At 36.3% G+C, this 21,427-nt stretch carries 19 protein-coding genes; 6 read left to right on the top strand and 13 right to left on the bottom strand.

The genetic code is table 11. The annotated features are described in order from the left end of the window. Positions 1 to 23: 23 nt before the first annotated feature. Both CHSO_RS08175 and CHSO_RS08180 read right to left on the bottom strand, forming a co-directional pair. A complete protein-coding gene (locus CHSO_RS08175) occupies positions 24 to 617 on the bottom strand; it encodes a Crp/Fnr family transcriptional regulator (RefSeq protein WP_084220949.1) in 594 nt (197 codons plus the stop codon). A gap of 11 nt (positions 618 to 628) precedes the next feature. Continuing rightward, positions 629 to 1,060, bottom strand: coding sequence for a tetratricopeptide repeat protein (locus CHSO_RS08180; RefSeq protein WP_045494746.1), 432 nt, complete (start codon positions 1,058 to 1,060; stop codon positions 629 to 631). Positions 1,061 to 1,226: 166 nt separating this feature from the next. On the opposite strand from CHSO_RS08180, the gene CHSO_RS08185 reads away from it, so the two are divergent. Continuing rightward, positions 1,227 to 2,111, top strand: coding sequence for a DUF808 family protein (locus CHSO_RS08185; protein WP_045494748.1), 885 nt, complete (start codon positions 1,227 to 1,229; stop codon positions 2,109 to 2,111). A gap of 239 nt (positions 2,112 to 2,350) precedes the next feature. On the opposite strand, the gene CHSO_RS08190 is transcribed toward CHSO_RS08185, so the two are convergent. Further along, positions 2,351 to 3,031 carry a DUF4304 domain-containing protein gene (locus CHSO_RS08190; protein ID WP_144428878.1) on the bottom strand — a complete coding sequence of 227 codons (681 nt, stop codon included), beginning with the start codon at positions 3,029 to 3,031 and terminating at the stop codon, positions 2,351 to 2,353. A gap of 165 nt (positions 3,032 to 3,196) precedes the next feature. Here CHSO_RS08190 and CHSO_RS08195 point away from each other — a divergent pair, with 165 nt between their 5' ends. After that, positions 3,197 to 4,534, top strand: coding sequence for an IS1182 family transposase (locus CHSO_RS08195; protein WP_045494754.1), 1,338 nt, complete (start codon positions 3,197 to 3,199; stop codon positions 4,532 to 4,534). A 140-nt stretch (positions 4,535 to 4,674) separates the two neighbouring features. On the opposite strand, the gene dnaJ is transcribed toward CHSO_RS08195, so the two are convergent. The 5 genes from dnaJ to proS form a co-directional block, all read right to left on the bottom strand. Beyond that, the gene (dnaJ, locus tag CHSO_RS08200; protein ID WP_045494757.1) at positions 4,675 to 5,793 is read right to left on the bottom strand and encodes a molecular chaperone DnaJ; all 1,119 of its coding nucleotides are present in this window, start codon (positions 5,791 to 5,793) and stop codon (positions 4,675 to 4,677) included. Between the two features lie 101 nt (positions 5,794 to 5,894). Then, complete coding sequence (locus CHSO_RS08205) at positions 5,895 to 6,431, bottom strand: nucleotide exchange factor GrpE (RefSeq protein ID WP_045494760.1); 537 nt, start codon at positions 6,429 to 6,431, stop codon at positions 5,895 to 5,897. Positions 6,432 to 6,675: 244 nt separating this feature from the next. After that, on the bottom strand, positions 6,676 to 8,013 hold the full coding sequence (locus CHSO_RS08210; protein WP_045494763.1) for an Nramp family divalent metal transporter: 1,338 nt from the start codon (positions 8,011 to 8,013) through the stop codon (positions 6,676 to 6,678). Between the two features lie 114 nt (positions 8,014 to 8,127). Further along, the gene (locus CHSO_RS08215; protein WP_045494766.1) at positions 8,128 to 9,456 is read right to left on the bottom strand and encodes an OmpA family protein; all 1,329 of its coding nucleotides are present in this window, start codon (positions 9,454 to 9,456) and stop codon (positions 8,128 to 8,130) included. A gap of 116 nt (positions 9,457 to 9,572) precedes the next feature. Next, entirely contained in the window at positions 9,573 to 11,048 is a 1,476-nt protein-coding gene (gene proS / locus CHSO_RS08220) for a proline--tRNA ligase (RefSeq protein WP_045494769.1), read from the bottom strand. Positions 11,049 to 11,190: 142 nt separating this feature from the next. On the opposite strand from proS, the gene CHSO_RS26500 reads away from it, so the two are divergent. Together CHSO_RS26500 and CHSO_RS08230 are read left to right on the top strand one after the other, a co-directional pair. Further along, on the top strand, positions 11,191 to 12,282 hold the full coding sequence (locus tag CHSO_RS26500) for a hypothetical protein (protein ID WP_045494772.1): 1,092 nt from the start codon (positions 11,191 to 11,193) through the stop codon (positions 12,280 to 12,282). 33 nt (positions 12,283 to 12,315) lie between these two features. Beyond that, positions 12,316 to 13,749, top strand: coding sequence for an OmpP1/FadL family transporter (locus tag CHSO_RS08230; protein WP_045494776.1), 1,434 nt, complete (start codon positions 12,316 to 12,318; stop codon positions 13,747 to 13,749). Positions 13,750 to 13,827: 78 nt separating this feature from the next. Here CHSO_RS08230 and CHSO_RS08235 read toward each other — a convergent pair whose 3' ends face one another. Both CHSO_RS08235 and CHSO_RS08240 read right to left on the bottom strand, forming a co-directional pair. Continuing rightward, positions 13,828 to 14,535, bottom strand: coding sequence for a ZIP family metal transporter (locus CHSO_RS08235; RefSeq protein ID WP_045502156.1), 708 nt, complete (start codon positions 14,533 to 14,535; stop codon positions 13,828 to 13,830). A gap of 2 nt (positions 14,536 to 14,537) precedes the next feature. Then, the gene (locus tag CHSO_RS08240) at positions 14,538 to 15,263 is read right to left on the bottom strand and encodes a class I SAM-dependent DNA methyltransferase (protein WP_045494779.1); all 726 of its coding nucleotides are present in this window, start codon (positions 15,261 to 15,263) and stop codon (positions 14,538 to 14,540) included. Between the two features lie 137 nt (positions 15,264 to 15,400). On the opposite strand from CHSO_RS08240, the gene CHSO_RS08245 reads away from it, so the two are divergent. Continuing rightward, on the top strand, positions 15,401 to 16,564 hold the full coding sequence (locus CHSO_RS08245) for a class I SAM-dependent RNA methyltransferase (RefSeq protein WP_045494782.1): 1,164 nt from the start codon (positions 15,401 to 15,403) through the stop codon (positions 16,562 to 16,564). A 246-nt stretch (positions 16,565 to 16,810) separates the two neighbouring features. On the opposite strand, the gene CHSO_RS08250 is transcribed toward CHSO_RS08245, so the two are convergent. Both CHSO_RS08250 and CHSO_RS08255 read right to left on the bottom strand, forming a co-directional pair. Further along, positions 16,811 to 17,617, bottom strand: a complete 807-nt coding sequence (locus CHSO_RS08250; protein ID WP_045494786.1) for a helix-turn-helix domain-containing protein — start codon at positions 17,615 to 17,617, stop codon at positions 16,811 to 16,813. Between the two features lie 39 nt (positions 17,618 to 17,656). Continuing rightward, on the bottom strand, positions 17,657 to 18,670 hold the full coding sequence (locus CHSO_RS08255; RefSeq protein ID WP_045494789.1) for an SDR family NAD(P)-dependent oxidoreductase: 1,014 nt from the start codon (positions 18,668 to 18,670) through the stop codon (positions 17,657 to 17,659). 209 nt (positions 18,671 to 18,879) lie between these two features. On the opposite strand from CHSO_RS08255, the gene CHSO_RS08260 reads away from it, so the two are divergent. After that, positions 18,880 to 19,884, top strand: a complete 1,005-nt coding sequence (locus CHSO_RS08260) for a glycosyltransferase (protein WP_045494792.1) — start codon at positions 18,880 to 18,882, stop codon at positions 19,882 to 19,884. A gap of 263 nt (positions 19,885 to 20,147) precedes the next feature. Here CHSO_RS08260 and CHSO_RS08265 read toward each other — a convergent pair whose 3' ends face one another. Then, positions 20,148 to 21,374, bottom strand: a complete 1,227-nt coding sequence (locus CHSO_RS08265; RefSeq protein ID WP_045502159.1) for an aminotransferase class I/II-fold pyridoxal phosphate-dependent enzyme — start codon at positions 21,372 to 21,374, stop codon at positions 20,148 to 20,150. Positions 21,375 to 21,427 lie beyond the last annotated feature (53 nt).

A 21,427-nucleotide genomic window follows, 5' to 3' on the forward strand; every position in this document is an offset into this window, starting at 1 on the left:
AATAGAAATCCACTTGACAAAAATCAAGAATTTCCTGTGGCTATTTTATTTCTAATTCTACTGAAAGTCTCAGAAGTCATGCCAAGCATGGATGCAATATACTGCAAAGGAATCTGGTTGAATAATTGAGGGTTTTCTTTAAAAAAGTATATGTATCTTTCTTCGGCCGTCATTGATAAATGATTATGAATCCTCGTTTCCATTGTAGCGAAACAATGAATAATAAATGCTTTTTCTAAGACATACCATCGGGGAATCCTGTTTTGTAGTTTTTCATAATCATCCCTATGGATGGTATATAGTTCGGTGTCTGTAAGAGCTTGGATATCCCATCTGGCAGGAATATCAGACATAAAACTAGAGAGATCTGTTATAAAATACCCCTGGGTTGAAACCCATTGTGTAATTTCTTTCTTTTCAGTTTCACAAAAGATCCTTAAAAGCCCTGATTTGATAAAACTTAGTTTTGTACTTTTCTTTCCTGATTTCAGGAAAAAATCATTCTTTTTAATAATTTCCGGTTTAAAAAAAGAGGCGATTATTTTTAGATCATCCGGATCGATATTTGTAAAATGAGAAGTGAGACTTTGCTCAAAATCAGTATTTATTTTGATCATGCTTTAAGAGGTTATAGGTTTTCAGCATATCGATTCAGAGAATTATTGTATCTGGGTAAATGTTTGGAGATAGCTTTTAAGGCTAATGATAGAGCTTCTCTGTATTCTCCTGCTGAAGACAGGGACAGTGCTAAAAAAGAGTCTACCGCATCATTCAGTTCATCGGAATAATTAGCTTTTTCTTCCCTTAAAATATAAATACTTTCTTCTATCTTTCCATTATTTCTTAAGGTACTTGCCAGCTGAATTCTTGCTCTTCTCCTTCTTAAACCGGTTAGTCCCTGATCTAATGCAGATCTGTACAAAGGTTCCGCTTCCTTTTCATGTCCCGTTGAATCAAAAGCACAGGCTTTTTCAAAATCAGCAATAGCTTGGGAATTCGTTAGTAATTCTACATGATTTCTAATTTGGTGAATAAACTCTTCATTGCTTATTGTTCCCAGTTTTCATCCATTCTATAGGTTTTAAGCAAAGATATAAAATATTGAAAGCTGAGCATTGCCTAATCATTCTTATAATTTTCAAAATTATTGTTAGATTATGAATCTAAAAACGGAATTAAATATTTATTTTTGCTGAACTTAACAAAGATTAAAAAATTATTAAAATATGGCATCAGGCTTTTTTGCAATTTTGGATGATATTGCAGCATTGATGGATGATGTAGCAGTTACCAGTAAGATTGCTACCCAAAAGACAGCAGGGATTTTAGGAGATGACCTTGCTGTAAATGCAGAAAAAGCCACTGGCTTTCTTTCTTCAAGGGAAATTCCGGTTCTGTGGGCCATTACCAAAGGATCATTTATCAATAAACTGATTATTCTTCCTATCGTTTTTTTACTTAATTGGTTATATGCTCCGGCTATTAATTATGTATTGATCCTTGGAGGATTCTATCTGGCCTTTGAAGGCGTTGAAAAAATAATAGAATTTCTTTTTCACCGTGACAAAAAGGGCCATGAAGTTATAGAGGAAATTGAAGAAGACGAAAAAAGTTCTGAAGAAATTGAAAAAGAGAAAGTGAAATCGGCAATTACAACTGATTTTATTTTATCAATCGAGATCGTTATTATTGCTTTAGGAACCGTATTGGAAGAAAGCCATCCTTTCATTACTCAGATTTTAGTAACGAGCTTGGTTGCATTTATCGCTACTGTTGGAGTTTATGGAATTGTAGCTTTGATCGTAAGAATGGATGATGCAGGGTTTAAATTAATAAAGAAAAGTAACGATAAAGGGGTTTTCGGGAGGCTTGGACATCTATTAGTGAAGGCTTTACCTATTGTTATTAAAATATTAGGAGTTGTAGGAACAATTGCTTTGATAATGGTTGCTGGTGGAATTTTTCTGCATAGGGTTGAATTTTTCCATGGGATATTTCCAACTTGGCCAGATGTTTTGAAAGAGCTTACGCTTGGTGTTGTTGGTGGATTGATAGCGGTTGCCGTATTTACTTTAGGAAAAGGAATCTATTCTTTAGCGACAAAAAAATAAAACAGAATTATAATTAAATAACCAAAAAAATCCTGTATTCGTGAGAGTACAGGATTTTTTGTAATGTGTACTGCAGGAGATTCTTATTCTTTATTAAGTTATGTATTGGTGAACATGTTTTTCAGAATAGGAGTTGCTGTTTTTCTTATCATTTTCAAAATATTATTTTTTATCATACAGATGATTGAAAAATAGTTGATAAGAATATTTTTATTGACTTGGGTTAATTTATTGTAAGCTTATTTTATTTTCAACCCATTTACAAAGGCTAATTTAATTGTATTAGCTCCGTGAAATTCAGAAGAATTGAGATCAATTTCATTTTCTGTTTTTAGTTTCTCGTAAAGTTTAAGAATATTCCCTTTATAAGGGCAATTGTTTACAAAATTATTTAGAAAAACTTCAGCAGTATCTTTTTCAGAAAAACATAAAAGGAAGTCTAAAGGAGAAATAGAATTCTCTGACCATTGATTAAACTTTGTTCCATTGTTTTTTAGAAATTCGACAGCAATTTCCTTAGAATTAAAAATTTTGAAAATTGGGAGGATGTATTTTTCTATATTTTCTGTGATTTCAATAATTGATTTTTCATAAGATAACCCTGCTAAATTCCATTGTTTCCAATTATTATACGGAGTTAAATAACCCATCTGATTTCCAAAAATTAATCCCTGAGAATATTCATTTTTAGTTTGTTCTGTCTGCCATTTCTTTAAAATTTTAGAATAGATAGCAATATGTGGAAGGAACTGAACGGATGAAGAATCATTCCTAAAACTGGACTGAAAATAAATCTCAAAATAGATGTCTTTATCAAGGGAAACTTTTTTAAGCCTTTGCCCTTTTTCAAGTGTTTTGAAACCATTGAGTTGAGTGGCAATTTCATTGCAGGCATTTAAGAATATTGTTCTTGTATCCATTTGTTTCTGATAGTATTTTGAATAAATCCAATTGAGGATCAAAAATAAAAAAATAAAAGAGCAAAAAAGAAGAGGCTGTCTCAAAAGTGAGGCAGTCTTTTTTGTGTGGATAAAAAAAGGAAAGCTTTTGCTTTCCTAATATTTGCAAATTGATTAATTTGCTGTGTGTTAAGTAATTCAAAGGTAGTCTTTAAAGATTACAATCCCAAGCAAAATTTTCTATTTCCTCCGAATTTATCGGAGTTAATAGAAGCTAATCATCCTGTACGAATTGTTTCAGAAGTTATAGACGGTCTGGATATCAGTAATTTAATCCGTAATTATAAACCAGGGGGCACATCGGTGTATCACCCGAAAATGCTTTTGAAAGTATTGGTGTATGGCTATTTGTGTAATATTTATTCTAGCAGAAAGCTGGAACAGGCTCTCAAAGAAAATGTTCATTTTATGTGGCTCAGTGCCATGAATCGTCCTGATCATAATACTTTGAACCGTTTTAGAAGTGAAAGATTAAAAGGAGAACTCAAAGAGATCTTCGCACAAATTGTAGTGTATTTAGAGAAAGAAGGGCTGGTAAGCCTTCAGACTATTTTTACCGATGGTACCAAAATAGAAGCCAATGCCAATCGTTATACATTTGTATGGGGAAAGGCGATCAAAAAGAATAAAGAACGTATAGAGTCCCAGCTTGAAGATTTGTGGAATTACACTCAGGAAATAGCTGGGGAAGAAATGAAAGATACTTCTGAGGTAACCTTTAAGTCTATGGATAAAGAAAAAATAAAATCTGCTATAGAAACGATAGACTCTACTTTGAGAAAGAAGAAAATCTGTCCTAAAGTCCGTCAGAAGATTAATTATGCAAAAAAAAACTGGCCGGATAACCTTGAAAAATATGAGAAACAGCAGGAAATTCTCCGGGGCAGGAACAGCTATTCAAAAACAGATTCTGATGCTTCTTTCATGCGTATGAAAGAGGATCATATGGGTAACGGACAGCTTAAAGCCGCTTACAATCTTCAGCTCAGTACCGAGAATCAGTTTATCCTTAACTATACGCTGCATCCTAATCCTGGGGACACTAAAACACTGCTCCCTCATATTGATAATTTTGAACATCTTTATCGTAAAACTCCCAAGGAGATAGTGACTGATGCAGGATATGGATCAGAAGAGAATTATATTTTTCTTCAAAAGAGAAAAGTCAAAGCCTATATCAAGTATAATTACTTTGATAAAGACCAGAAAACTAAAACCATAACTTCTTCACCTTCTAATCCAAAACTTTCAAAGCTCCGGCATAAGGCTCATAAGCTTCTTAATACCAAACGTGGAGTAAAGCTTAGAAAACAAAGATGCCACGATGTAGAACCTGTTTTTGCTCAGATCAAACATAACAAAGGATTTAAAAGATTTATGCTTAGAGGACAAAATAAAGTCGAAATAGAAATCGGCCTGGTTGCTATTGCTCACAATCTAAGAAAATTAGCGCTTGCAGGGTAAAATCTGCTCTTTTTTAAAAAAAATACATCCACAACTCATCAAAAAACTAAATCCTAAATAATTAAAATACAAAACTAAGTCCCTCACAAAAAATTGCAATAAAAAAGAGACTGTCTTTTGAGACAGCCTCTTTTTTTATATTAATTGAATAAATCTTTTACTTTATCAAAAAAAGTTTTTTCCTTTCCGGATGGTTCTGCAACCATTTCTCCGCTGGACATCTGCTTTTCAAAGAAGTCTTTTTGCTCCTTAGTAAGCTTTTGTGGTGTCCAAACATTGATATGAATAAACATATCTCCTTTACCATAAGTGTCGATGCTTGGAAGACCTTTTCCTGCTAATCTTAAGATTTTCCCGGATTGAGTTCCAGGATCAACAGTGATTTTCACTTTTCCACCTACAGTAGGAATTTCTTTTTTCGTTCCTAAAGCAGCTTCAGCAAATGAAACATACAATTCCTGATGAAGGTTGTCACCTTCTCTTTTAATCGTTTGATCTACTTCCTCTTCGATAATTACTAATAAATCACCCGGAGTTCCACCAAATGGAGCATCATTTCCTTTTCCTCTTACATTAAGCTGAATTCCGTCTCTTGCTCCTGCAGGAATATTAATCGTGATTTCCTCTTCATCTTTTACAAGACCCTGGGCATTAGCTCCGGCAGGAATTTTATCAGCAACTTTTCCGATTCCTTGACAAGTGCTACAGGTAGTCTGAGTCTGCATTTGACCAAACATTGTGTTCATCACTTTAAGCTGAACACCGGAACCGTTACAGGTAGGACAGGTTTTTGAAGTGGCACCTTCTGCCATCTTCATTTTTTTTACTTTAATGGTTTTGTGAGTTCCGTTTACCATTTCCTCAAGGTTCAGCTTGATTCTGATTCTTAAATTAGAACCTTTCACCTGCTGACGACCACCGCCGCCACCGCCAAATCCTCCGAAACCACCACCGAAAATATCTCCAAACTGGCTGAAAATATCTTCCATGTTCATTCCGCCTCCGAAGCCTCCACCACCGAAACCTCCATTTCCGCCCATTCCGGCGTGACCGAATTGGTCATATCTGGCACGTTTCTGATCGTCGCTTAGAACTTCGTAAGCCTCAGCAGCTTCTTTAAATTTATCTTCAGCCTCCTTATCTCCTGGATTTTTATCCGGGTGGAATTTAATGGCCATTTTACGGTATGCTTTCTTTATTTCGTCGGCAGATGCAGATTTGCTGATCTCAAGAACCTCGTAATAATCTCTTTTTGACATGACAATTTAATAATTGATTGTTGATAAATGATAAAAGATATTGTAAAGCTAATAAGTGAAACATTCATCAATTATCACTCATCATTTATCATTTATGAATTTTAGTTTCCTGTTACTACTTTTGCAAAACGGATTACCTTGTCACTCAAAGTATATCCTGTTTCAATAACATCTACGATTTTCCCCTTCAGGTCCTCAGATGGAGCAGGAATTTGGGTAATAGCCTCATGGAAATCTACATTGAAGCTGTCACCAGCATTCACTTCCATCGCTTTTAATCCTTTTTCAGTAAGTTTATTTTTGAATTTCTGATAGATAAGCTCAACCCCTTGAAGATCAGATGTATTTCCGTTTTTAGCGATTTCTTTTAACGCTCTTTCAAAATCATCTAAAACGCCCAACATAGAAACCATCATATCCTGATTGGCATATTGGAAGAATTCCATTTTCTCCTTAGAAGTTCTTTTTTTATAGTTTTCGAATTCAGCATATAATCTGATGTAACGGTCTTTCTCTTCTGCCAAAAGTTCCTCAGCAGAAGGGGTAGTTGTCACATTGTCCTGAGACGCAGCCTCATTCTGAATCGTGTTATCTTCCTGATTATTGATGCTTTCTTCGTTAATATCCTGATTTTCCATAATTCAATATTTATTTACTCAATTGTTTGACAAAGACTCTGCCAAAGGAAAAAACAGGACATTAAGGCAGAAAAATGATAGTGATTATATTGAACGGATACAAAACTACAGACGTAATAACATCATTATTTATTATTCATGATGAGTATTCCGGAGAATACTCAAAACATGCCTATAGCTCATTAAACTCTACCTCCTTTGAACTCTCACATCCCTGAGCTGGAATCTCGTATCCCGCACTCAATTACTGCTCTCCCATAAACGTCTGATACAACAGATATACATTTAAAACAATGATAATAATGGAAATAATCCATACACAAATCTTTAAGAAGGGCTTGTTTACAAATTCACCCATTTTAGCCTTATCATTGGTAAACATTACGAGCGGAACTACAGCAAAACTTAGCTGCATAGATAAAATAACCTGACTTAAAACCAATAATTCTGTGGTTCCCTGTTCTCCGTAAAGGATCGCAACAATTAACGCAGGAATAACGGCAATAAGCCTCGTGATAAGTCTTCGTAGCCACGGTTTTAATTTAATATTTAAAAACCCTTCCATCACGATTTGACCTGCTAAAGTTCCTGTAAGGGTTGAGTTTTGTCCGGAAGCCAATAATGCGATCGCAAATGCAACACTTGCCATTGATGCTCCTAAAATAGGAGTTAGCATCTGATAAGCATCGTGAATGTCAGCTACATGCTGATTTCCTGTAGTATGAAAGGTAGCCGCAGCCAGAATTAAAATAGCCGCATTGATAAAAAATGCCAGCATCAAAGATACTGTACTATCTAAAGTTGCAAATTTGATGGCCTCTTTCTTACCTTCTGTATCACGGGTATAATCTCTTGTCTGTACAATACTGCTGTGAAGATACAAATTGTGTGGCATCACGGTAGCCCCCAAAATACCAATGGCGATATAAAGCATGGCCGGATTCTGAATAATTTCTTTTTGTGGAACCAACCCACCAAGAATTTCATTAAAAGCAGGTTTGGAAATAACAATTTCATACGCAAAGCAGGCAAGAATTATAAAAATAAGTCCACCTACAATACTTTCAATCCATCGGAATCCCTTTGCCTGAAGGAGAAGAATCACCAATACATCTACGGTCGTAATCACAATACCCCAAGTGAGAGGAATATGAAACAACAGGTTTAAAGCAATTGCGGAACCGATGACTTCGGCAAGATCACAGGCGGCAATGGCTATTTCGCAGAATACCCAGAGAATGAAATTAGTGGTAGGGCTGAAGTGGTCTCTACAGGCTTGTGCCAAGTCTCTTTCAGCTACGACTCCCAACTTAACAGATAAATGCTGTAAAACTACCGCAAAAATATTGGAAATAAGGATTACGGAAAGGAGGGTATACCCAAATTGAGCCCCTCCGGCAATATCAGTAGCCCAGTTTCCAGGATCCATATAGCCTACAGCAATCATTAGCCCGGGTCCTGCAAAGGCTAGATATTTTCTCCAAAAACTGGCATTTTTTGGTACTTTAATAGAAGAATAAACTTCTGATAAAGAGTGTGATGTTTTATCTTTTCGCCAGGCGCTTTTTAAATTGAAATTCATGAATGTTAGAAATGACTAACAAATTTAATTAAATAAATGTAAACACAAAAAAAACAGAGCATAAAAAATCCCGGAAATCATTTTCCGGGATTCAATTTTTATTGATTCTAAAGATTATTTAGCAAATCTTACAGACATTTTTCTGTCAGCAGCTCTTTCTGCATCAGAAGCTTTTGCGTCTACTTTAGCAAATTTACTTCCGTAACCTTCAGCTCCAAGTACCTGAGCACCAACTCCTGCTTTTGCTAAAGCAGCCTTGATGAAATCAGCTCTTGCCTGAGATAGTTTTACGTTAGAAGCTTCATTTCCTGTTTTATCAGTGTATCCACCGATTTTGATTTTTGAATCAGGGAAAGCTTTAAGAATAGCTACTAAGTTTTCCAACTGTCCTTGTGATCCAGTTTCTAATTCAGTAGAGCTACCCATTTTAAAGTTAACATGGTCGAAATCGTACCATTTGTCTTTCAATACAGCATCATCTGCTGCATTTTTGTACCCTCCGGATTTCAGGAATGAAATCATCTGATCTTCCATACCTCCTTTGTATCCTTTCAGCATTACTCCGTTAAGGTCGATGTTTTCATCGGTTTTAGCTGCAGGAGTAGCTGTAGAGGCTGGAGTGGATGTCGTTGCAGAAGCAGTATCTGTATGTGTTCCTGTTGAGTCTGAGGTAGAAGTCATTGTAGTAGTTGTCTGCTTCTTCTCACACTGTTTCCAAAGGAAATATCCAGCTGCGATTAATAATAAAAGCGGAAGCAACCATTTCCAGATTGAGCCTCCGCCTTGATTATTATTGTTATTTTCAAACTGTTCTCTTATTTCTCTTGCTCCTTCACTCACATTTTCTCTGGCTGTAGCAACACCTTCAGCGATGTTATCTTTAGCAGTAGAAGTTACTGAAGAAACTGTTTCTTTAGCTTGACCGAACCAATTTTCAGCTCCTAATCCAAAAGAAGCCAAAGAAAGACCTGCCGGCAGTAAAGAAGAAATAATGCCTTTCTGATCATTCAGTAAACCGGAAATACCTGAAGCACCCAAATTATTGTCTGCTGCATATTTTCCTACTGTGCCTACTGTAGCCCCGGTAACCAGGTTTAACAAAGAACCTGCAGAATTGTTGCTGATTCCCGAGAAACTGGCAATGGAATTCACTAATCCGCCTACTTTATCTCCAAAAAGAGAAGATAATAAAGTGGTAATAATAGGATTATTAGATGATCCACCTAATAAATTTCCTAAAATTCCGCTTGAAGAGGCTTTCGTAATAGCATCCACAACGCCAGGGTTGTCTGCGTTATTGGCTAATCCACCTACTACAGCAGGTAACAAGCCACCAATTGCTTTAGAAATTCCTGATTCACTTTCTCCAAACTGCGAAGCAGCCTGCGAAACCAAAGCGGGACCTAATTGTCCTTTAATTAAATCAATGACATTTAAAGACATAATAAATTTTTTTAGATTAATGTTGAGATAAATTTAAACAAAAATCCGTCTAAATGTCATTTTTTTTTCAATAATTGTTGAAAAATTAACGAAATTTTCTAAAATCGTTAAAATTATTAATACGCTTTTGCGAATAGTACACGTCTCTTAGATGGTTTTCCGGAAATCAATGAAATACCTTCTTGGATATCATCATCTAAAGGAATACATCTGATAGTAGCCTTAGTTTCGTCCTTAATTTGCTCTTCTTCTTCAGCAGTACCATCCCAGTGTGCATAGATAAATCCTCCTTTTTCTTCAAGAACTTTCTTGAATTCTTCGTAAGTATCTACTTTGGTGATGTTATTTTCTCTGAATTCAAATGCTTTGTTATAAATATCCTGTTGAATGGTTTTCAATAACTCTTCAATATAAGTATCTAAACCTTCAATAGAACGAACTTCTTTAGTAAGGTTGTCTCTCCTTGCAATTTCCACCGATTTGTTTTCAAGATCTCTTGGTCCCATTGCAATTCTTACCGGAACTCCTTTCAATTCATATTCCGCAAATTTCCATCCTGGTTTGTTCTGAGTATCGTTATCAAACTTCACAGAAATCCCTTTAGCTTTTAATTTAGCCTGAATATCTAAAGCCACTTCACTGATTTGTGCCAATTGTTCTTCTCCTTTAAAGATTGGAACAATCACTACCTGAATAGGAGCCAGTGTTGGAGGCAATACCAATCCGAAATCATCAGAGTGAGTCATAATTAAAGCTCCCATCAAACGGGTAGATGTTCCCCAGGATGTAGCCCATGCATGTTCTATTTTTCCTTCTTTGTTAGTGAATTTTACATCAAATGCTTTTGCAAAATTTTGTCCTAAGAAGTGAGACGTTCCTGCCTGAAGCGCTTTACCATCCTGCATTAATGCTTCAATACAATAGGTTTCATCTGCTCCTGCAAATCTTTCAGAAGGTGTTTTCAATCCCTGAATTACAGGCATTGCCATAAAGTTTTCTGCAAAATCTGCATATACTTTATTCATTTTTTCTGCCTCTTCTACTGCTTCATCTTTGGTAGCGTGAGCTGTATGCCCTTCCTGCCATAAGAATTCTGCCGTTCTAAGGAAAAGACGGGTTCTCATTTCCCAACGTACAACGTTTGCCCATTGGTTGATAAGGATAGGAAGGTCTCTATAAGATTGGATCCAGTTTTTATATGTATTCCAGATAATTGCTTCAGAGGTAGGACGAACGATTAGTTCTTCTTCCAATTTGGCATCCGGGTCTACAATTAGTTTTGAAGGATTGTCAGGATCGGTTTTTAATCTGTAGTGGGTAACTACTGCACATTCTTTTGCAAAACCTTCTGCATTTTTTTCTTCAGCCTCAAATAAGCTCTTGGGCACAAAAAGCGGGAAGTATGCGTTAACGTGACCTGTTTCTTTGAACTTCTTATCCATTTCATCACGCATTTTTTCCCAGATTGCATAGCCATACGGTTTGATTACCATACATCCACGTACTCCTGAGTTTTCAGCTAAATCAGCTTTTACAACCAGCTCGTTATACCATTTGCTGTAATCTTCGCTTCTTGAGGTTAATTTTGCCATTATCTTTTAAAATTTTTTTAACTTTTGCACATTATTGTTATCTAAAAATAAAAATCTATTTTTGATAGATTTTTTAATCAGTATTGGTACATTTTTGGTACAGATTGCAAATATAATTTAAATTAAAAATTTTTACGTTATCATGAAAAGAAATATACATAAAAATTTGCTTGGTTTGCTAAAATCCAAAGGGATATTAGCAATATCAGGTGGATTGTTGCTTATGTCTTGTGGTGCTCAGATGGGAGGGTATAGCGAGACGGATGGGGTATATTATGACCCTAATAAGGATACGCTGCCGGAAGGAGTAATCATTAATGGTGGCGGAAACAGAGTAGGAGACTACTACGACTACTATCAGGATTCTAATGTGATTCAAAATGCACAGACGAATTCCAGAGAACAACAAAATAAATATAACGATTGGAGTGATGTAAATGCCAATTGGGGAAATGCTACAAACTCTGATTGGGGAATGTATGCAGGTTCTCAAACCAATTACTATGACAATTCCTGGGGATCTCCTTGGGGTTGGTATGGAGGATATAATCCATATTGGGGCTGGAACCGTGGCTGGGGCTGGGGTGCAGGTCTTTCATGGGGTTGGGGCGGATCCTTCGGTTGGGGCTGGGGTGGCTCTATCGGCTGGGGAAGCCCATGGGGATATTCTCCTTATTGGGGCGGATATTATGATCCGTTCTGGGGCGGGTATTATGGTAATCCATACTGGGGCTACGGAGGTGGCTACTGGGGTGGTTATAACAGACCTTACAGAAGAAGCGGTACAGATAATGGATTCCGTAATTCAGGTATAAATAATGCCGTATATAGAACCAATACAGCCAGAACCAATAACGGATTTAGAAATAGTTCTGGTGGAGGATTTAGAACTGACAACTCTGGTGGGTTTAGAAATGGAAATTCCGGTGGATTTAGAAATGATAACTCTGGTGGCTTCAGAAATGGAAACTCCGGCGGATTTAGAAACGGAAATTCAAATGGTGGTTTCAGAAATGAAAGTTCAGGTGGATTCCGTAATTCTACTCCTCCACAACAGCCAAGATACAACAATGGCGGTTTTAGATCCGGTGATTCCGGAGGTTTTAGAAACAGTGGCGGATTTAATAATAATTCCGGTGGTGGTTTCAGATCTGGTGGTTCATCAGGCGGTGGCGGCTTTAGAGGCGGTTCATCCGGTGGTGGCGGTGGATTTAGGTCCGGTGGCTTCAGATAATATTCAACTTCATATAAAACTATTAAAAAAATAATGTTAAAAAAATCTTTAGTATTAATGAGCATCTCTGCTGCTTTTTTTGCGCAGGCTCAGGATATATCAGTGATTAAAAACTCTGCTGAGATTTACTCAAACTCCCCTAATGTTGGTTCTTCCAAGTTTAATGCAATGGCAGGAGCAAATGGAGCATTAGGTGGGGATGCAAGTTCATTATTAACAAACCCTGCAGGTTTAGGGGTTGCTATTTCAGGAGATGCTTCAGGGACGTTGTCTATTAACAGTAACAAAAATACAAGTTCATTAGCAGGCTCTTCAGTAAAGTATACAGTTAATAAAACCGATATAGGAAATGCAGGAGGAGTAATTGCTATTCCATTGATGTCGAAGACTGGTTGGAAATTCATCAATATTGGGGTGAATTATTCCAATCAATCTATTGAAAATTATGTGGAATCTCCGGGAAACCCTAATGTAATAATTCCTAAAAATCTTGTAGATTCCAATGGAAATAATGTTATTGGGAAAATGTCTTATTTAGGTCATAATTATGATAGATTGGGTGATCAGTCTAAAATGAATATTGGTGTTGGAGCCAACTATGAAAATCGTTTTTATATAGGTGCAGGATTAAATTTCCACTATGCCAGTATTGATCAAAGTGAGCATGCTGCATTTGGTTTGGATTTAGATAATTCTGTAGACAGTTATAAAAAGCAGTTTACTCCTTATTCTGAACGTTCAAACGGTTTCTCTGCAAGTGTTGGGGTCATTGGGAAGGTTAGCAATCAAGTGAGATTAGGGGTGTCTTTAGAAACTCCGACTTGGTGGAATATTGACAGAGCCTTTACTGAATATTATGCGAATAAAGATGATAATAATAACATTTATTATCAAAACTATGGTGAAGACAGATCATTTAGATCTCCTATGAAAGCTACGGTGAGTGCTGCTTTTGTTCCTAATAAAAACTTTGCATTGAATGTAGACTATACTTTAGGACTTACTAAACCCAAATATACAGTAAAGGGTGGAGCAGAAACAGATTTGAACTCATTTTTCAATGACCTTTACAAAAATGTATCGGAAGTAAAAGTAGGTGCAGAATATAGAATTCAAAACTTCAGACTAAGAGGAGGTTATTCTTATGCTTCAAGTCCTTTCGATGCCTTTTCAATTAATGCATACAACAATGCTGGAACTATTGGAAATACCAACTATAGTGATATGATCTTAGGTTCAAGAAATACAATAGGAGCAGGTATTGGGTATGATTTCGGGCAGTTTTATGTAGATGCTGCATATCAAAATATTACCTCTAACTATAAGAATCCGTTTTTATATGGTGATGCTGGTGCAGGAACAGGATATTATTCCGGAGACTTCGATGTTGCATCTTCTGCTTCAGTAGTTTCAGAAGTTAAAAACATTAGAAATAATTTCTTTGTTACAGTAGGTTGGAAATTCTAAACATTCTGTAATAAATGGCCATAAAATAAAAGCTCTGAATTTTAAAATTCAGAGCTTTTTTATGTTTAAAAATAAGTTTTAATGATGATGGAAGAGATGCATAATCAGAGCAAGGGAAACGCCTAATACTACGAGTCCTATTTTAACCCAGTCAATATTGTGGTTCTTATTGCTTTCGAAAATAATCACTGATGAAATGTGAAGGAAAATTCCACCTACAATAGCCAGAAAATAAGGCTGAAGGTTTGGATTGAAATAATTTCCCAATAACATTCCCATAGGGGAAGCCAGTGCAAAAAGAGCTACGATTAATAGAGAAGGGTAGGACGATGAACCTTTTGATTCCCTTTTTCTGTTGAATAAAAACGCTCCCAAAATAAATGAAATAGGAAGATTATGAAATACAATTCCTAAAAGATAAGGAGACAGTTCATGTTTTTCATTAGCCAATGGAATTCCTTCAATAAATGCATGAATAAAAAGTCCGACCATTAAAGCCATTGGGAGAATATTGTGCTCGCCATGATGATGGAAATGTCCGTGCTCAAAGCCTTTGGTAAGCGCTTCCAGAATCATTTGCAGAAGAACTCCCGCAATAACGAATATTCCCAGATTGCTGCCTACTGAAGATGTATAAACCTCCGGAAAAACTTCGTTCAAGCAGATCGTGATCAGGAAACCTGCACTTAATACCAATAGATTTTTAGCCAGCTTTTCCTTTTTACCAAAGTGTTTTCCCAGAAAAACTCCGGCTATTACACTTAAGATCAGTAAAAGTACTGTTATCATTATTTTTTCTTAAATAAATTGATGCAACGTGGGGAATTTTCTTTATTGAATTGATTCAGCTGGTAATCTCCCCAGATTTTTACTCTTTCAAAACCACATTCTGAAGCATAGGTATGAATAGCATCCAAAGTGTGAAGTTTTACTTTTTCAAAGAAATGAAAAGATTGACCTTCTGTTTCAAAACGGATATCTTTGATGATATGCCTTCCCTCTATCTTTTTCAGAATTTTAAAATCAATATCACCACGGGTAATCACCGTTTCAGGAACCATTGTATTTCTTACATATTCCTCATTGAGATAATCCAGAACGAAGTATCCTCCGGGCTTCAACGCATTATATACAGATTGAAATACCTTTTTGTCATCATTTTCATTATCGAAATACCCAAAACTTGTAAATAAATTGAAAACAGCATCCATTGGGTCTGCATCAATTGGATTTCTCATATCATGAACTTCAAAAATCAAGGTTTGATTTTCATACTGTTTATCAGATTCAATACTTTGTCTTGAAAGATCCAGTCCCAAAACATCATATCCTAATTTGTTGAGGAAAACAGAATGTCTTCCCTTTCCACAGGCAAGATCTATGATTTTCGACTGAGGCGGCAACTGAAGGTCCGCAGTGAGCTTTGTAATGAAGTTTTCTGCTTCAGTATAGTCTCTGTTGCTATAAAGCAAATGATAATAAGGGGTATCAAACCAAGATTCAAACCATTCCATAATGCAAAAATAACTAAATTTGTGGTCTTAAAAGCAAAGTATTTTACAACATTAAGAGATTGAAAAATTCAATTGGACAAGAAGTTGGATAGCTAATCTTTTAATTTTTAAAACTTTAAATCTTTTAATTCATACTTATGGATACAGAAAATATTAAAATACAGATAAAGACATTCTTCGGATTGGAGCAAATTCTGGCAGAAGAAGTCAAAAAACTGGGCGGAAGAAATGTCGAAATTAAAAACAGAGCAGTAAATTGTGAAGGAGATCTTGGTTTTCTTTACAAAATCAATTACTCTGCGAGAACAGCATTGAAAATTTTAGTGCCAATTCATGAGTTTAAGGCTTTTAACCAGCATCAGTTTTATGACAGACTATTCAAATTTGAATGGGAAAACTTCATGGATGTTGATCAGTCTTTCTCTATTGATGCGACGGTAAACTCCGAAACGTTCAAACATTCTCAGTTTGTGACTTTAAAAATGAAGGATGCCATCGTGGATTATTTCCAGGAAAAATTCAAAAGACGTCCGAATGTAGAAACGAGAAATCCGGATATCAAATTCCATCTTCATATTGACAGAGAATTGGTGATGATTTCAATGGATTCTTCAGGAGATCCTTTGTTTAAAAGAGGATACAGAAGAGAACAGGGAGAAGCACCTATCAATGAGGTTCTGGCTAGCGGAATGCTTCAGCTGGCAGGTTGGGACGGAAAAGGAAATTTCCTTGATCCAATGTGTGGTTCAGGAACATTACTGATTGAAGCGGCGATGATTGCTATGGATCTTCCGGCTCAGATTTTCAGAAAGAGATTCGGATTCCAGAACTGGAATAATTATGATGCAGAATTGTTTTCGAAAATTAAGGAATTCAGAATTAACAGAGTCAGACAGTTTGACGGAAAAATTGTTGGCTATGATATTGATGCAAGAATGCTGAATGCTGCAAGAATGAACGTAGAAGCAGCAGAAATGGAAGATGTTATCGAAATTAAAAAACAGAACTTCTTTGATTCCAAAAAAGAATTGTTCCCGTTATTAATGGTATTCAATCCTCCATATGATGAGAGAATTTCCATTAATGATGATGATTTCTATAAAAAAATAGGAGACACATTTAAAACGAATTATCCCAACACCCTTGCATGGTTAATTTCATCTGATCTGGAAGCGGTGAAAAAGATTGGGTTACGTCCTTCAAGAAAAATCAAGCTTTTCAACGGAAAACTGGAAACAAGATTTTTACAGTACGAAATGTATGAAGGAACGAAGAAAATACATAAATTGGAAGATAAATAACGATCAGAGATGTCCTGGAATTTTCTTGATATATTTGATATAGTTTTGGATGCATTCGGCCTGTTTAGTTCCGGATCAAAATCATCAGATTCAAAACCTAAAAGAAAGGCTCTAAATCATAATGTAATATCTCAAAAGAAAGAAACAAAAGATTCAGATGTTTCACAGAAAAAATAAGTGTAACAGATTATTAGTTTAATCGAAATAAACAAAATAGGTTGTATACATTTGTACAACCTATTTTGTTTATCGTGCCAGTGACGGAGCAAAGCCATACTGTTTTTTAAAAGCATGTGAAAAATGGGACAGGTCTTCAAAGCCTACTTCCAGGAAAACATCTGAAGGCTTTTTATTTCTTTCGGATAAATGATAATAGGCCAGTTCAAGACGCTTTTGAGTAAGCCATCGCTGTGGAGTGGTTTGAAAAATCTTTCTGAAATCACGGTTAAATGTTGATAAACTTCTCCCCGTCAGATATCCAAATCGTTCCAAAGGCATGTTGAACATATAGTTTTTTTCCATAAAACTAATCATATCCACTTTTCCCGGCTCGTCAAAATCTGCAAGTACAGAATCTATATCAGGATCAATTTCCCTTAAAATACTAATGGCTTCAGTGATCTTTAAATGAGCTATATTTTCAGGAAATGAACCTTGTATTTCAAAATAAGGAATGAGAGAGGCCAGGCAGCTGTTCAGAAGCGGATGACTGCTAAAGCTATAAATACTGGATTCCCGATATCCTGTTTTCTTTTGATTATCAACAGAGCTGTAAAACGCTTTCAGGCGTTCTGTTGTAAGATGCATAACCACCGCTTTATGAGGAAGCCCGTCTTTTGGATAGTTGATAATCGTGGCAAGATGATTTCTCGGGATCAGAAAAATATCTCCAGCTTTGAACAAATAAGTTTTATCGGCCTGAATAATTTTCGTTTCTCCTGATATAAACCAGACCAGCATATGATATTCAAAAACCGTTTCCGTTTTGAATAGCTTATCATCATAACTGGAAAGCTTGATATCCGGTGTGAGGTATTGTATCTGGAAATCCATTGTCAAAAGTTTTTCATTACAAATGTATTTAAAAAACAATTATTTGGCATCAAAGCGGAATCCCAACATCTCTTCACTCAGTTTCCATAACTCTTCTGCATTCTTTTTGTCAATAGAATAAGGCTGTACTCCGCGGATGGTAGCCGGTTCATCAAACCTGTGCTCAATCTGTCCTCTGTCGATCTCTGCAATATCACAATTTTCACAATACACTCCACCAATTTCGTTGAGCTGGGGACTTACAGAGCACCAGACTGTTGTTGCTGCTCCTTGTGCTAAGGTTTTCAATCGTGCTTCAACTTCCGGTTTGATATTTCCGTTCTCATCATGTGTTCCAAGCTGTTTAAAAAGTTCAAGAGGTTCTTCTCTACCCAGATCAGTTCCGTATACAGAACCCGGGTGAAGAGAATAAGCTCTGATATTGAATTTTTTTCCCCTCTCGTCAAGTTCTACCACAAATAAATTACAGGCTGTTTTGGATTGCCCATATCCGGAAAGTGTGTCATAATCTCTTTTCTCAAAATTGGGGTCTTCGAAATTAAAAGAAGACATCTGATGTCCATAAGACGAAACACTTATAACTCTTGCGCCATTTGCTTTTTTCAGAGCCGGCCATAGTTTTGCGGTAAGATGAAACTGTCCGAGATAGTTTGTTGCCAGTTGAGATTCAAAACCTCTGGCGTCTCTGCGGAGAGGAACCCACATAATTCCTGCATTATTAATGAGGAGATCCAGGCTTCTGCCCGAGGCGACAAATCTTTCTGCAAAAGAATCTACGGATGCCGGATCCATCAGGTCCATTTTCTCAAGTTCAAAATTTTCAACTCCCGTAAGGTTTTTCTCTGCTTTTTCAATATCTCTGGCGGGAATAATAACATGCGCTCCGGCTGAAGTAAGGGCTTTTGTGGTTTCAAGACCAATGCCTGCATAACCGCCGGTAATGATAATATTTTTTCCGGTAAGATCAATTCCTTGAATAACTTCCTGAGCTGTTGAAAATGCATTAAAGCCAGATTGAATAGGTTGCTGCAATGAGCTGATAGTTGGTTCCATTTTTTTGTTGTTTTAAATTTCTATAGCAAAATTAGGAGGGATTCCTCATGTTTATTTTGTTTAAAATGTCAAATAACTTGGCTTAGAATTTCATTTGTAATCTCCATGTATTAAAGAAAATAGAATTATATACCATTAATTTCTCTGAATAAGCTGTTAAACTGTTTGTAGGTTGTTCTGTGAATAAGTAATTTTGAAAAATTTTCAATTTGAAACCTACTATTTCCATTGTCGTTGCCATTTACAACCGAAAAGATGAACTTTTTGAGCTGCTGACCTCCCTTACCCAGCAGACAGATAAAGAGTTTGAGATCATTATCGTTGATGATGGATCAATCATCGATCTGAAACCTACAATTAAGAATTTTGAAGAGATTTTAGATATCAAATATTTTAGAAAAGATAATTCTGGCCCGGGGCTTACGAGAAACTATGGCGCAAAAAGAGCAGCCAACGAATGGCTGGTATTTGTTGACAGTGATGTGATTGTTGAAAAAGATTATATCGAACATATTAAAAAAGATCTCCTGACGATTCCTTGTGATGCATTTGGCGGAGCAGATAAAGCCCACAAAGGTTTCAACCTGATGCAGAAAGCGATTTCATATTCCATGACTTCTGTTTTTACCACTGGAGGAATCAGGGGAAGTAAGAAAGCGGTTTCAAAGTTTCAGCCCAGAAGTTTTAATATGGGTGTGAAAAAGGCTGTTTTTGAAAAAGTAGGTGGCTTTTCCGAAATGAGAATAGGAGAGGATCCGGATCTATCGATGACCCTTTGGGAAAACGGATTTACAACTGCATTTTTTGATGATATTGCAGTATATCATAAACGTAGGGTAGACTTTGGAAAATTTTCGAAACAGGTGTATCAGTTTGGCTGTGCGAGACCCATTCTTAATCAGAGGCATCCTAATTATGTGAAAATATCCTTTGCGTTTCCTACCTTATTTATGTTAGGTTACATCATGGGATTTATTGAATATTTTATCATGGGAAAAGGATTTATTCTTTCTTTCTACGGATTATATACTTTTCTGGTGTTCTTTCATGCATTGTTACTGACTAAAAATATCAGTATTGCCGGAATGGCGGTGATTTCTACTTATATTCAGATGTTTTCTTACGGATATGGATTCCTGAAATCCTGGATTTTGCTGAATGTTTTGAGAATGAAGCCTGAGGATGCATTTCCAAATCACTATCATAAGAAGTAATGCTAATTTTTGTTATAATCTATAGGGTTTAATGCTTTTTTTTTTACCCAGATTGCGCAAATTTTGCAGATGCTTTTTCCGGCTATTGGAATGGCCTCTATATGTTTTATTTTCTTGTTTTAAACGAAATATACCAAAATATATTCAATAGAAACTGGCTTTAGCCCGTTTACAGTAAAAATAAATATTGGCTTTAACCAAAACCTAATAAAAAATAAAGCAGGCTGTTTCAAGTGAAACAGCCTGCTTTTGTACAATAAAATTTAGGATATAGAGATGTTTTCATGGTTAAGAACTTCTACTTTCAGCATGCATTCTTTCATTTTATGATAAGTTCTTTTAATGTCGTGGTCCAAACCGATAGAGAATCTGATCAATCCATCAGAAATACCAATTGAAGCACGCTCTTCTTCCGGAATTTCGGATGAAGTTGATTTTCCTGAGCAGGAGAACAGAGTTTTGTAGAACCCTAAACTCACGGCCAGATAACCAAGGTTTTCTGTCTGCATCATTTCCATTAGTTCATTGGCTTTTTCTGTAGTTCCGGCATCCAGTGTTAATAGCCCTCCGAATCCGTACTCTTCATCAATCATACTTTTCATGAGTTCATGATTCTTATGAGAAGGCAATCCCGGATAGGACACTTTTAAACCATCCTGCTCAAATCTTTCAGCAAGATACAGGGCATTGTGGCTGTGTTGTTTTATTCTGATATGAAGGGTTCTCAGGTTTTTCAGAATGCTTGAGGCTCTTAAGCTGTCCATAGTAGGTCCCAGCAGCATACATGCCCCGGAGTTTACATTTTTAGTATCATCAATAAATGGCTGAGTGCTGCAATATACACCACCAACAGTGTCGCTGCTTCCGTTGATGAATTTCGTTAAGCTGTGGATTACAACATCTGCTCCGTATAACTGAGGAGAGATAGAAAGCGGTGAAAATGTATTATCTACAATCAGTTTTAAATTATGTTTTTTACAGATTTCAGAAAGTTTTCTAAGATCTGCCACTTCAAGTAAAGGATTGCTTACGCTCTCACAGTAGATTACTTTTGTATCAGGAGTGATTGCGTTTTCGATAGACTCAAAATTATTGATGTCCACGAAAGTTGTTGCTACATTGAACTGGGGTAAAAAGTTTTTAAGGAAGGCATAGGTTCCCCCATAAATGGTTCTGCTGGAAATGATATGGTCTCCACTTTTGCATATCTGCATCAAAACGGAAGTAATAGCTCCCATTCCGGATGCCGTAACGTTGGCTGATTCTGTATTTTCCATTTTTGCCAAAGCCTGAGCCAGATAAAGATTCATGGGTGATGAATGTCTGGAATATAGGTAGCATCCTTCCGCATTTCCTTCAAAGGTATCAAACATAGTCTTTGCAGAAAGGAAAGTATAGGTGGAACTATCAGAAATAGAAGGGTTTACACCCCCGAATTCGCCAAAATACTGAAGATCCTGGATCTCATTGGCTGCGTTAAAGTTTTCCATAAGCATTGTTTTTATTTTACCAGCCTAATTTGCGCTATTTTCCTAATTATTAC

The sequence above is a fragment of the Chryseobacterium sp. StRB126 genome, from assembly GCF_000829375.1.
In the GTDB taxonomy this organism is placed as follows: Bacteria; Bacteroidota; Bacteroidia; order Flavobacteriales; family Weeksellaceae; genus Chryseobacterium.

What these genes read in the sequence shown, in the direction of transcription:
- CHSO_RS08240 (WP_045494779.1), bottom strand. Translation starts at nt 15,263, where the DNA reads ATGGAATGGTTTGAATCTTGGTTTGATACCCCTTATTATCATTTGCTT.
- CHSO_RS08265 (WP_045502159.1), bottom strand. Translation starts at nt 21,374, where the DNA reads ATGGAAAACTTTAACGCAGCCAATGAGATCCAGGATCTTCAGTATTTT.
- CHSO_RS08215 (WP_045494766.1), bottom strand. Translation starts at nt 9,456, where the DNA reads ATGTCTTTAAATGTCATTGATTTAATTAAAGGACAATTAGGTCCCGCT.
- CHSO_RS08210 (WP_045494763.1), bottom strand. Translation starts at nt 8,013, where the DNA reads ATGAATTTCAATTTAAAAAGCGCCTGGCGAAAAGATAAAACATCACAC.
- CHSO_RS08190 (WP_144428878.1), bottom strand. Translation starts at nt 3,031, where the DNA reads ATGGATACAAGAACAATATTCTTAAATGCCTGCAATGAAATTGCCACT.
- CHSO_RS08205 (WP_045494760.1), bottom strand. Translation starts at nt 6,431, where the DNA reads ATGGAAAATCAGGATATTAACGAAGAAAGCATCAATAATCAGGAAGAT.
- CHSO_RS08250 (WP_045494786.1), bottom strand. Translation starts at nt 17,617, where the DNA reads ATGGATTTCCAGATACAATACCTCACACCGGATATCAAGCTTTCCAGT.
- CHSO_RS08245 (WP_045494782.1), top strand. Translation starts at nt 15,401, where the DNA reads ATGGATACAGAAAATATTAAAATACAGATAAAGACATTCTTCGGATTG.
- CHSO_RS08175 (WP_084220949.1), bottom strand. Translation starts at nt 617, where the DNA reads ATGATCAAAATAAATACTGATTTTGAGCAAAGTCTCACTTCTCATTTT.
- CHSO_RS08255 (WP_045494789.1), bottom strand. Translation starts at nt 18,670, where the DNA reads ATGGAACCAACTATCAGCTCATTGCAGCAACCTATTCAATCTGGCTTT.
- dnaJ (WP_045494757.1), bottom strand. Translation starts at nt 5,793, where the DNA reads ATGTCAAAAAGAGATTATTACGAGGTTCTTGAGATCAGCAAATCTGCA.
- CHSO_RS08185 (WP_045494748.1), top strand. Translation starts at nt 1,227, where the DNA reads ATGGCATCAGGCTTTTTTGCAATTTTGGATGATATTGCAGCATTGATG.
- CHSO_RS26500 (WP_045494772.1), top strand. Translation starts at nt 11,191, where the DNA reads ATGAAAAGAAATATACATAAAAATTTGCTTGGTTTGCTAAAATCCAAA.
- CHSO_RS08230 (WP_045494776.1), top strand. Translation starts at nt 12,316, where the DNA reads ATGTTAAAAAAATCTTTAGTATTAATGAGCATCTCTGCTGCTTTTTTT.
- proS (WP_045494769.1), bottom strand. Translation starts at nt 11,048, where the DNA reads ATGGCAAAATTAACCTCAAGAAGCGAAGATTACAGCAAATGGTATAAC.